Here is an 11601-nt window from a genome sequence, read left to right on the forward strand (position 1 = left end):
CCGCACCCGCCAGGAGTGAACGGGATCACCCGTTGGGGCCGTTCGACAAACGGACGTTCGATCAGCGGGCGGCGTCCGATGGTGTTTCAAAAGCCGACGGAACGCCCGGTGGAAGGCTCCGGGACGTGCCGGCGAACTGACCGGAGCCGGAGGACCCCACCCGCGACGATCCGAGGGGTGGGGGCGCGGAGTTCAGTGGTCGGCGGAGGTTTCGGGGTTGCGCTGCTCCAACCAGGCGGGGTCGATCGTGCCCTCGGCGACGATCTCCGCCGGACCGGTCATCTCGACGGTGCCGTCGACCGCCTCGGAGATGACCAGGCGGCCGCCCGGCAGGTCGACCGTGTAGGTGACGGGGTGTCCGTCGGCCCCGGGGTCGAGGCCGTCCCGGCGCGCGGCAGCCACCATCACGGCGCAGGCCCCGGTGCCGCAGGAGCGGGTCTCGCCGGAACCGCGTTCGTGCACCCTCATCGCGACGTGCCGCGGGCCGCGGTCCACGACGAACTCCACGTTCACGCCCTCCGGGTAGACTCCGGCGGGGGCCACTCCCGGCGCCCGGAGGAGGTCCCCGGCGTCGGCGAGGTCGTCGACGAAAACCACGGCGTGGGGATTGCCCATGTTCACGTTGCGGGCGGGCCAGCCGCGCTCACCGACGGTGACGGTGACCGGGCCGTCGGGCAGGCTCACCGGCCCCATGCCGACCGTGATCTCCCCGCCGCGACCGGCCGACGCGCGCTTGGCGATGTGCACCCGCCGAACGCCGGCCCGGGTCGCGACGGCCAGGTCGCCCTCCCCCGTGAGCCCGGCACGCTGGAGATGGCGGGCGAAGACCCGCACGCCGTTGCCGCACATCTCGGCGATACTGCCGTCGCTGTTGCGGTAGTCCATGAACCACTCGGCCTCGGCCGCCATCTCGGCGGCTTCGGGGTGTGCGGCCGACCGGACGACCCGGAGCACCCCGTCCCCACCGATTCCGGCCCGGCGGTCGCAGAGCAGGGCGACGGCCGCCGGCGACAGTTCCAGCCGGTTGTCCGGATCGGGGATGATGACGAAGTCGTTCTCGGTGCCGTGCCCCTTGAGGAACGGGAGGTGCTCGGTGCTCACCCGGCCAGTGTAGGAGCTCCACCCCCAGGCCGACGTCCGGGCGTCCGGCCCACTGGACGGGGCTCGCCTGCGGGGAGACCGGGCGCGGTGCGGGCAGGCGCGGCTCAGCGCAGCCGGGCCACGCGCCACAGGGCCAGTAGCGCCAGGGTGGCCACCAGAAGGGCGTAGAGCGCGATCACCCGCCAGTCCCGGGTCCGGCCGTCCTGCGCCCGCAGCCCCGGCCAGGTGTATCCCACCCGGCGCGCCGCCATCATTCCCCAGCCGGCGGCACAGCAGCTGATGAGCAGCCCCAGCATGGCCACGACCGCCCCGCCGTCGCCGAACTCGAAGGCGAGCGGGAAGGCGAACATCAGTGAGCCCAGAGCGGCCAGTGCGACGATCGGGGCCAGCTGCCACAGGCGCAGTCGCCGCGGCGGGCGCAGCTCCCGGAAGGATTCCCCGCCCTCCGGACCGCCGGTCCCGGAGCCCCGCTCCTCTTCTTCGACGCCTTCCGGAGCAAGCAGCCTCGCAAGGTCCTCCTGCTGCGGCTGCGGTCTGTCGCGAGGGCCGGCTTCCATCGCCACGCGCCCTCCCAACTCAGACATCATGGCTTGATCGAAGTCGATGATGACACGCCCGACAGTGCCCCGAAGACACACCGAGCGTCCCGATGCCATCACGTGATCAGGATGTGACCGTCCGTTCGACCAGGGCCAGTGCCCGCTCCAGGATCTGCCCTCGGTGCGTGGCCGATCCGTCCAGCCAGTGCACCCGGGGGTCGCGTCGGAACCACGAGTCCTGACGTCGCGCGAAACGCCTGGTGGCCCGTACCGTCTCGGCCCGCGCCTCGTCCTCGGTGCACTCCCCGGCCAGCGCGGCGAGCACCTGTTGGTAGCCGAGCGCCCGGGAGGCCGTACGCCCCTCCCGCAGCCCCTGTTCCTCCAGGTCCCGCACCTCCGCCACCAGCCCCGCGGCCCACATCCGGTCGACTCTCTCGCCGATCCGCGCGTCGAGTTCCGGTCTGGCCACGTCGACGCCGAGCTGGAGCGTGTCGTAGACCGACTCGGGCCGCGGCAGGTTGGCGGTGAAGGGGCGTCCGGTGATCTCGATGACCTCCAGCGCGCGCACGATCCGCCGTCCGTTACCCGGCAGGATCGCCAGGGCGGCTTCGGGGTCGGCAGCCGCCAGTCGCGCGTGCAGCGGCCCGGAGCCGTGTTCCGCCAGCTCCTCCTCCAGTCGGGCCCGTACCCGGGGGTCCGTGCCGGGGAATTCCATGGCATCGATGGCACCGCGGACGTACAGCCCGGAGCCGCCGACCAGGACCGGGGTGCGGCCCTCGGCGAGCAGCTGGTCGATCTCCGCCCGGGCCAGCCGCTGGTACTGGGCGACGCTGGCGGTCTCCGTCACGTCCCACACGTCGAGCAACCTGTGCGGTACGCCCTGGCGCTCCGCGGCGGTGAGTTTCGCGGTACCGATGTCCATCCCCCGGTACAGCTGCATGGAGTCGGCGTTGACCACCTCACCGCCCAGGTGCCGGGCGAGGGCCACACCGAGGTCGGACTTGCCCGCTGCGGTCGGGCCGACCACTGCGATGACGCGAGGGGAGGTTGCGGAGCTGTTCACCGCTCCAGTCTCGCAAACCCGGTGTCGACCACCGAATCACCGAGCGTGAGCCGTTCTCCGGTGCCTGGAGGTTGCTTGAGACCAGGAGCGGCCGGTGAGGCCCAGAGCCGTCAGGACCACGCCGCGACGAGGTAGCCGACGCCGTACGGGGCCTCGTCGTAGAGCAGCTCGCCGCTCAGCGCGGCCCCCTCCCCGGCCCCGGCGAGCACCTGCCAGGGAGCCCGCCCGACCGCCCCCAGCTCCTGTGCGAGCCCGGTGTCGAGCGCCAGCAGGCCGGCCGGGTCCGCGCCGCCGAGGGCACGGGCGGCCTCGGCGTCGAAGTCCGCGGCCCGCTCATCGAGGTAGCCGGGCGCCTTCACGCTGCGGCAGGCGCTCCCGTCACCCATGACCAGCAGCGCGACCCGGTCCGCGGGGGAGGCCGTCTCCGCTCCTGCCTCGGCGCACCGCTCCGCGGACAGCGACGTGTCGATCCCGAGTCCTTCGACGGGTGCGGCCGCCCACCCGGTATGCTCCAGCAGCCAGGCCGCCACGGCGAGGGAGGCGGGCAGCCCGTCCTCGGCCGGCCGTTCCCCGGCCGCCTCGCCCAACCGCACTTCGAGGTCGACCCCGAACTCCCGGAAGGAGCCCGCAGCACCCTGCGGGTGCCGGCTGATGCCCGGCTGCTCCGCCGGGCCGAGCACCACGAGCCGGTCCGGTCGGGCGGCGGTCACCACGGCGAGCGCGTCCGAGCAGGCGGCCCGCAGCGGCTCCACTTCGGCGGCCGCCCCGGCCGCGACCTGGGGAACCAGCAGCGGGGGGCAGGGACAGACAGCGGCAGCGACGAGCATGGCCGAGACCCTAGCAAGCTGCCCCGGCGTCACCGCAGAGGTGACCACCGCCGGCCCGTTGGTCGCACCGGGGGAAGCGCCGTCAACGCACCGAGCAGCCGTCCGTCACGGGCGGCAGTGGCTCGGGAACACCGACCTTCGGCAAGCCGAGCAGTACTCCGCCCGCCCCCTGCGGAGTGGCGTTCCGCCTCTCCCAGGCATCCCCCGCCCGGGTTCGGCGGACCTTCCGCACCGGCCCCTCGGCCAGCAGGTGGTGCGGGGCGGCGTAGCTGACCTCGACCGTGACCACGTCTCCCGGGCGCACTGGCTCGTCGGGCCTGTCGAAGTGCACCAGCCGGTTGTCCGGAGCCCTCCCCGAGAGCCGCTGGGTGGCGCCGTCCTTGCGCCCCTCGCCCTCGGCGACCAGGACCTCGAGCTCCCGCCCCACCTGCTTCTTGTTCTCCGCCCAGCTGATCTCCTCCTGGAGCGCGACCAGACGCTCGTACCGGGCCTGGACGGTCTCCTTCGGGATCTGGTCGGGCATCTCGGCCGCGGGGGTGCCCGGCCGCTTCGAGTACTGAAAGGTGAACGCCTGGGCGAACCGCGACTCCCGGACCACGTGGAGCGTCTCCTCGAAGTCCTCCTCGGTCTCGCCCGGGAAGCCCACGATGATGTCGGTGGTGATGGCCGCGTCCGGCATGGCCGCACGCACCTTCTCGATGATGCCGAGGTAGCGCTCCTGCCGGTAGGAGCGCCGCATGGCCTTCAGCACCCTGCTGGATCCCGACTGCAGCGGCATGTGCAGCTGCGGCATGACATTGGGCGTCTCGGCCATCGCCGAGATCACGTCGTCGGTGAAGTCCCGGGGGTGCGGGGAGGTGAAGCGCACCCGCTCCAGGCCCTCGATCCGACCGCAGGCGCGCAGCAGCTTCGAGAACGCCTCGCGATCGCCGATGTCGGAACCGTAGGCGTTGACGTTCTGTCCGAGCAGGGTGATCTCCGAGACCCCCTCGGCGACGAGCGTCTCGATCTCGGCCAGGATGTCGCCGGGCCGGCGGTCCTTCTCCTTGCCGCGCAGCGCCGGGACGATGCAGAAGGTGCAGGTGTTGTTGCAGCCGACGGAGATCGAGACCCAGGCCGCGTAGGCCGACTCGCGGCGGGTGGGCAGCGTCGAGGGGAAGGTCTCCAGCGACTCGGCGATCTCGACCTGCGCCTCCTCGCGGACCCGGGCCCGCTCCAACAGCACCGGCAGACTGCCGATGTTGTGGGTGCCGAAGACGACGTCCACCCAGGGCGCGCGCGCGACGATGGCGTCCCGGTCCTTCTGGGCGAGGCAGCCGCCGACGGCGATCTGCATGCCCGGTCGTCGGGCCTTCATCGGCGCCAGGCGACCGAGGTTGCCGTAGAGCCGGTTGTCCGCGTTCTCCCGCACCGCGCAGGTGTTGAAGACCACGATGTCGGCGTCGCCCTCGGCATGGCCGTCGGGCGCGCGGACATAGCCGGCCTCCTCCAGCAGTCCGGAGAGCCGCTCGGAGTCGTGGACGTTCATCTGGCACCCGTAGGTGCGCACCTCGTAGGTCTTCGCGCTCATCTCGCACACCAGACTACGTGCTTGGGCGGTGTGCCGGCCCCCGAGTCCGGGACGCGGCTCACCGCCGTCGACCGCCCCTGGTCACGAGGGTGCCGGAACTGGCAGGATTCCGGACATGGCCACGGCCCGTCCCCACCCAGGCCGCCGCACCGTGCAGGTCGCGGCGGCCGCCGCGGTGGCGCTCGCGCTCCTGCTCTGGTGGCTCGCGCCGCTGCGGAGCAGCCCCGACCCGCACGGGCGGGTGTCGTTCACGACCGGGGTCTCCAGCGGGGTCTACTCGCGCTACGGCGAGCTGCTGAAGCGCTATCTGGCGGAGGACCTGCCCGGGGTGGACGTCCGACTGCTCTCCAGCGAGGGCTCCGTGCAGAACATCGAGCGGCTGGTGTCGGGCGAGGCGACCTTCACCATCGCCACCGCCGACGCCGTGGCCGCCTACCGCGACGAACACGGTGAGGCCGGACTGCGGGCCTGCGCACGGCTCTACGACGACTACATGCAACTGGTCGTGCCCGCGGACTCGCCGGTCAGGAGCGCTTCCGACCTGCGAGGGCTGCGGGTGGCGATCGGCCAGCCGGGCTCCGGTGTCAGTCTGATAACCGGCAGGTTGCTGGAGGCGGCCGGGCTCGACGAGGAGCGGGACATCGACGCGGTGCGGGTCGGCATCGCCGAGATGCCCCGGATGCTGCGCGAGGGAACCATTGACGCCTTCTTCTGGTCCGGCGGGCTGCCGACCGGTGCGGTCAAGGACCTCGCGAAGGACTTCGATGTCCGGCTGGTGCAGCTCGGCGACCTCGTCGACGCCCTGCACGAGCAGGGCCGCAAGGCGCAGTACTACCGGGCGGCGGTGATGCCCGCCGACGCCTATCCCTCGGTGCAGCGCGGCGAGCCGGTCAAGACCGTGGCCGTGGCCAACCTCCTGGTGACCACCGACCGCACGGACCCGCAGCTCACCGAAGGGGTCACCCGGGCCGTGATCAACAGCCGCGACCGCATCGGCGGTCAGGTGCACGCCGCGCAGTTGGTGGACCTCCGCACGGCCATCTACACCGACCCCCTGCAACTGCACGAGGGAGCCAGCCGCTACTACCGGTCGGTCAAGTCCTGACCGAACCGAACCGCCGCCGAGAACCAGCGCCGCACCCCGACCGGGACCGGCACCGGAGCACTTCCCGATCCGTCGTCGACCGCGCACGTCCGCAACCGCACACCGCGAGCCCCGGGAGTCGCCGCCATGCATGATGACCGCAGCATCGTCGAAGACCGCCTCCACCGTGTCCTGCGGGAACGCGTCCGCCCCGCCGTCCACAGCCGCCCGCTGCCGCTGGAGGTCCGGCGCTGGGACGCCCCCGGCGAGCCGGTGCCGGTCGCCGAGGGGTTGGCGGCGTCCTACCGGCCGGCAGCCGCCGGTGACCGCTGGGGTCCGGCGTGGGGCACCACGTGGTTCGAGGTCAGCGGGCGGGTCCCCCGGGAGTGGGCGGGACGCACCGTCGAGGCGGTCCTGGACCTCGGATTCGACCGGAACCTGCCGGGTTTCCAGTGCGAGGGCCTCGTCTACCGGCCGGACGGGCGCGCCGTCAAAGGCCTCCACCCCCGGAACGACTGGGTGCGCCTCGGCAGCCCGGTGACGGGGGGCGAGGAGGTGCTGCTGTACGTGGAGGCGGCGGCCAACCCGATCCTGACCGGCCAGTCGCCCACCCGACAGGGCGACCGGCTGACGGCGAGCTCCCGACCGCTGTACCGACTCTCCCGCATGGATCTGGCGGTGTTCGAGGAGGAGGTGTGGGAGCTGGTCCAGGACCTGGAGGTGCTCGGCGGGCTGATGGTCGAGCTGTCCACCGGGGACGCCCGACGCTACGAGCTGCTGCGCGCGATCGAGCGTGCGCTGGACGCACTGGACCTGTCCGACGTGGCCGCCACCGCCCCGGCCGCCCGGGAGCGGCTGGCCTCCGTGCTCGCCTCGCCCGCCCACCGCTCCGCCCATCGGCTCAGCGCCGTGGGGCACGCCCACATCGACTCGGCCTGGCTGTGGCCGCTGCGCGAGACGGTGCGGAAGGTGGCCCGGACCTCGGCCAACGTCGTCAGCCTGATGGACGACCATCCCGGGTTCGTCTTCGCGATGTCCCAGGCGCAGCAACTGGCCTGGCTCAAGGAGCACCGGCCGGAGGTCTTCGCCGGGGTCAGGGAGAAGGTGTCGGCCGGAGCGTTCGTACCGGTCGGCGGCATGTGGGTGGAGTCGGACACGAACATGGTCGGCGGGGAGGCGATGGCCCGGCAGTTCCTCTACGGGAAGAAGTTCTTCCTGGAGGAGTTCGGGATCGAGACCAGGGAGGTCTGGCTGCCCGACTCCTTCGGCTACACCGCGGCGCTCCCGCAGCTGGTCAAGCTCTCCGGTTCGCAGTGGTTCCTGACCCAGAAGATCTCCTGGAGCCAGACGAACAAGTTCCCGCACCACACCTTCTGGTGGGAGGGCATCGACGGCACCCGGGTCTTCACGCACTTCCCCCCGGTGGACACCTACAACTCCGAGCTGAGCGGCGCGGAGGTGGCCCACGCGGCGCGCAACTACCAGGAGAAGGGGCGCGGGTCGCGCTCGCTGGTGCCCTTCGGCCACGGCGATGGGGGCGGCGGTCCGACCAGGGAGATGCTGGCCCGCGCGGCACGGCTGCGGGATCTCGAGGGCTCGCCGACGGTGCGGCTGGAAGCACCCGCCGACTTCTTCGAGGCGGCGCACGCCGAGTACACGCAGGCCCCCGTCTGGGCCGGCGAGCTGTATCTGGAGCTGCACCGCGGCACGTACACCTCCCAGGCGAAGACCAAGCAGGGCAACCGGCGGAGCGAGTCGCTGCTGCGGGAGGCAGAGCTGTGGGCGGCCACCGCGGCGCTCCGGGTGCCGGGGTACTCCTACCCGTACGACGAGTTGGAGCGGATCTGGAAGACGGTGCTGCTCCACCAGTTCCACGACATCCTGCCCGGTTCGTCGATCGCCTGGGTGCACCGGGAGGCACGGGAGACCTATGCCCGGGTGGGCCGGGAGCTGTCGGAGATCATCGCCCGGGCACAGGCCGCCCTGGCCGGGGACGGACCAGGCACGGTGGTCTTCAACGCCGCCCCGCACGCCCGCGGCGGTGTTCCCGCCGCCGGCGCCGCGGTCGCTCCCGGGCAGGTGGGCGAGCCGGTCACCGCCGTGCAGCGCACGGGGGGCGGGTACGAGCTCGGCAACGGCCTGCTGCGGGTCGCGGTGGACCGCCGCGGGCTGGTGGTCTCCGCCCACGACCTGGAGGCGGACCGGGAGGCGGTCGCTCCCGGGCTCGCCGCCAACCTGCTGCAGGTCCACCCGGACCTCCCCAACCACTGGGACGCCTGGGACATCGACGAGTTCTACCGGCACAACACGACCGACCTGGTGGAACTCGACGAGTTGACGCTCGCCGAATCCTCCCCCGAGCGTGCCGTGGTCCTGCTGCGCCGCTCGTTCGGTGATTCCTCGGTGGCCCAGCGCCTCCTCCTGCGCCGCGGCGCCAAGAGGCTGGAGATCGACACCGAGGTCGACTGGCAGGAGTCGGAGAAGATCCTCAAGGCCGCCTTCCCGCTCGATGTGAAGGCGGAGCGGTCGGCCTCGGAGACCCAGTTCGGCCACGTCTTCCGGCCCACCCACACCAACACGACCTGGGAGGCCGCGAAGTTCGAGATCTGCGCCCACCGCTGGCTCCACGTCGAGGAGCCCGGCTGGGGAGCCGCGGTCGTCAACGACTCGACCTACGGCCATGACGTCACCCGCGATGTGCGGGAGGACGGCGGCCAGACGACGACGGTGCGGCTCTCACTGCTGCGCGCGCCGCGCTATCCGGACCCGGAGACCGACCAGGGCCGCCACCGGCTGCGCTACGCGCTGGTGCCGGGCGCCACGATCGGTGACGCGGTGCGGGAGGGGCACTGGATCAACCTGCCGGAACGCGAGGTGCCGGGGGACCGAGCCGTCCGGCCACTGGTCTCGGTCGACGACGAACGGGTCGTGGTGGAGACGGTCAAGCTGGCCGAGGACCGCAGTGGCGACGTGGTGGTGCGGCTGTACGAGTCGGCCGGCGGCCGGGGCGGTGCCCGGCTGACCACCGGTTTCCCCCTGGGCGGCGCGGTCGTGACCGATCTGCTGGAGCGCCCGATCCCGGACCCGGCGGCCTGCCGGCAGGAGGCGGACGGTTCGATCCGGCTCCGGCTGCGGCCGTTCCAGATCCTGACCCTCCGGTTGTCTCCGGCAGGGTGACCCCCCGGGGCCGGCTGAGGGGCGCGTGCCGCTCAGCCCTGTGGCTCGCTTCGGGGCACCGTCACCGTCACCAGCAGTCCTTCCGGCTCGTTCTGGGCGAAGTCCAGGGAGGAGCCGCCGGCCGCCAGCAGGGCTCGGGAGATCGACAGCCCCAGCCCCGAGCCGGAGACGTTCTGGTGCCGGCTGCTGCGCCAGAACCGGTCGCCGACCCGCTCCAGCTCCGTCTCGGTGAGGCCGGGACCGCCGTCGGCGACCCGGATCCGGGTGGTGTCCCCGTCCGCCTCCACCGACACGGTGACCGTCCCCGGCTCCGCGGTGAACTTCACCGCGTTGTCGACGATGGCGTCCAGGGCGCTGGACAGCGCCACCGGGTCGGCCCAACCGGTGGCGCCCGCGGGCCCCTCGTAACGGAGCCCGACCCCCTTCTGGTCCGCCACCGGACGCCAGGCGCCGACCCGCTCCGAGGCCAGCTCGGCGATGTCGGTGACCTGGAGGTCCGCGGCCGTGTGCTCGGCGTGCGAGAGGTCGAGCAGATCGTCCAGGACCCGGGCGAGCCGTTTGCCCTCCGCCCGGACCGAGGCGACCTCCTCGTTGCCCTCCGGTAGCTCCAGGGCCAGCAGCTCGATCCGGAGCAGCAGCGCCGCCAGCGGGTTGCGCAGCTGGTGGGAGGCGTCCGCGACGAATGCGCGCTGCTGCTCCAGGACGTGCTCGACGTTGTCCGCCATCTCGTTGAACGAGCGGGCCAGCCGGCGCAGCTCCGGCGGCCCGCCGGCCGCCGCGACCCGGGAGTTCATCCGGCCGGTGGCGATGCCGTGGGTGGCGGCGTCGAGCACCTTGACCGGTCGCAGCAGCCAGCCGGTCAACCGGTAGGCGGCGACCACCGCCAGCAGCATGGCGGCGGCCTCCCCGGCGGCGATCACCAACCAGCCGTGCAGGATGCGCGCCCGGAGGGCTCCGGTGGGCGAGTCGGTTACCACGACCGCGACGACGTCGCCGTCCCGGACCACCGGGGAGGCCACCGCCAGCCGGGCGCCGCGCTCCCACGGCCAGACCTGTCCGGGGTCGTGGCTGCGCCGGCCGGCCAGCGCCTCACGGAACGCCCGGTCCCCCTCGCCCTCGGTGGGGATGTCCCAGCCGTCCGGAGCCGCCGCCATGGCCGAGCGGTCACGGTAGAAGACCCCCGCCCGGATGCCGTACAACTCCTGGTAGCGGGTGAGCTCCGCGCGCAGGGTGGCGAGTCGGCCGCCCTCGTCGTCGGACCGTTCGGGGTCCTCCACGGTCGGCCGGGCCGTCACGTACTGGGCCAGCGAGGCGAACCGCGCGGTGTCGTCGATCCGGTCCACGATGACCCGCTGCTGCTGCCCGGCCGCCAGGCTGCCGGCGAGCGGGAAGCCGAGGGCCAGCAGCACACCGGCCATGAGGACGATGAGCAGGGGCAGCAGCCGGGTGCGCATGGGTCGCGGGCCGTCGGGCTATCGCGCGGCCGGCACGACGAGCCGGTAGCCGACCCCCCGCACCGTCTCGATCAGAGCGGGCATCCGCAGCTTGGACCGCAGCGAGGCGATGTGCACCTCAAGGGTGCGGCCGGTCCCCTCCCAGCTGGTGCGCCAGACCTCGCTGATGATCTGCTCCCGGCGGAAGACCACACCGGGGCGCTGGGCGAGCATGGTGAGCAGGTCGAACTCCTTGCGGGTGAGCGCGATGGACTCGCCGTCCACGCTGACCCGTCGGGTGGGCAGTTCGATGGTGACCCGCCCCAGGTGCAGGGTCTCGCCGGCCTCCGACGGGGCCCCGGCGCCCTGGGCCACCGCGGCGTTCTCCGCCGCTCCGACGTCGGCGACCGCCCGCCTGCTGACCGCGTGGATCCGGGCCAGCAGCTCGCCGGTGTCGTACGGCTTGACCACGTAGTCGTCGGCCCCCAGATTGAGCCCGTGGATCCGGGACCGCACGTCACTGCGCGCGGTCACCATGATCACGGGGGTGCTGGTGCGTTTGCGGATCTTGCCGCAGACCTCGAAGCCGTCCTGGTCGGGCAGGCCGAGGTCGAGGAGGACGACGTCGAAGGGCGCGCCTCCGTCCGGGAGCAGCGCCTGGAGGGCCTCGCCGCCGCTGCGGGCGTGCGAGACCTCGAATCCGTGGCGGGCGAGCACGGCGGACAGGGCCGCCGCGACCCGGTCGTCGTCCTCGACGAGGAGCAGTCTCATCGACTCCCTACCGCTGTGCGACGCGCTGCTGTGGTC

At 72.7% G+C, this 11601-nt stretch carries 9 protein-coding genes; 2 read left to right on the plus strand and 7 right to left on the minus strand.

Annotated elements, in window-relative coordinates:
* Window positions 1-192 precede the first annotated feature (192 nt).
* The 5 genes from dapF to miaB all read right to left on the minus strand — a co-directional run bounded on the left by dapF (window position 193) and on the right by miaB (window position 5100).
* Entirely contained in the window at window positions 193-1101 is a 909-nt protein-coding gene (dapF, locus tag BGP73_RS20940; protein WP_069817253.1) for a diaminopimelate epimerase, read from the minus strand.
* Between the two features lie 104 nt (window positions 1102-1205).
* Complete coding sequence (locus tag BGP73_RS20945; protein ID WP_244501302.1) at window positions 1206-1688, minus strand: hypothetical protein; 483 nt, start codon at window positions 1686-1688, stop codon at window positions 1206-1208.
* A 76-nt stretch (window positions 1689-1764) separates the two neighbouring features.
* Window positions 1765-2703 carry a tRNA (adenosine(37)-N6)-dimethylallyltransferase MiaA gene (miaA, locus tag BGP73_RS20950; protein ID WP_069817257.1) on the minus strand — a complete coding sequence of 313 codons (939 nt, stop codon included), beginning with the start codon at window positions 2701-2703 and terminating at the stop codon, window positions 1765-1767.
* Between the two features lie 110 nt (window positions 2704-2813).
* The gene (locus BGP73_RS20955) at window positions 2814-3530 is read right to left on the minus strand and encodes a class III extradiol dioxygenase subunit B-like domain-containing protein (RefSeq protein WP_069817259.1); all 717 of its coding nucleotides are present in this window, start codon (window positions 3528-3530) and stop codon (window positions 2814-2816) included.
* An 82-nt stretch (window positions 3531-3612) separates the two neighbouring features.
* Window positions 3613-5100: a tRNA (N6-isopentenyl adenosine(37)-C2)-methylthiotransferase MiaB gene (miaB, locus tag BGP73_RS20960; RefSeq protein ID WP_069817261.1), complete on the minus strand. Its 1488-nt coding sequence runs from the start codon at window positions 5098-5100 to the stop codon at window positions 3613-3615.
* 115 nt (window positions 5101-5215) lie between these two features.
* On the opposite strand from miaB, the gene BGP73_RS20965 reads away from it, so the two are divergent.
* Together BGP73_RS20965 and BGP73_RS20970 are read left to right on the plus strand one after the other, a co-directional pair.
* The gene (locus tag BGP73_RS20965) at window positions 5216-6205 is read left to right on the plus strand and encodes a TAXI family TRAP transporter solute-binding subunit (RefSeq protein ID WP_069817263.1); all 990 of its coding nucleotides are present in this window, start codon (window positions 5216-5218) and stop codon (window positions 6203-6205) included.
* A 126-nt stretch (window positions 6206-6331) separates the two neighbouring features.
* Window positions 6332-9361, plus strand: a complete 3030-nt coding sequence (locus BGP73_RS20970; RefSeq protein WP_069817265.1) for an alpha-mannosidase — start codon at window positions 6332-6334, stop codon at window positions 9359-9361.
* A 32-nt stretch (window positions 9362-9393) separates the two neighbouring features.
* Here BGP73_RS20970 and BGP73_RS20975 read toward each other — a convergent pair whose 3' ends face one another.
* Window positions 9394-10815: a sensor histidine kinase gene (locus BGP73_RS20975; protein WP_069817267.1), complete on the minus strand. Its 1422-nt coding sequence runs from the start codon at window positions 10813-10815 to the stop codon at window positions 9394-9396.
* An 18-nt stretch (window positions 10816-10833) separates the two neighbouring features.
* Window positions 10834-11565 carry a response regulator transcription factor gene (locus BGP73_RS20980; RefSeq protein WP_069817269.1) on the minus strand — a complete coding sequence of 244 codons (732 nt, stop codon included), beginning with the start codon at window positions 11563-11565 and terminating at the stop codon, window positions 10834-10836.
* Window positions 11566-11601: the final 36 nt, after the last annotated feature.

This window comes from Streptomyces sp. TP-A0874 (assembly GCF_001748085.1).
Lineage (GTDB): Bacteria > Actinomycetota > Actinomycetes > Streptomycetales > Streptomycetaceae > Streptomyces.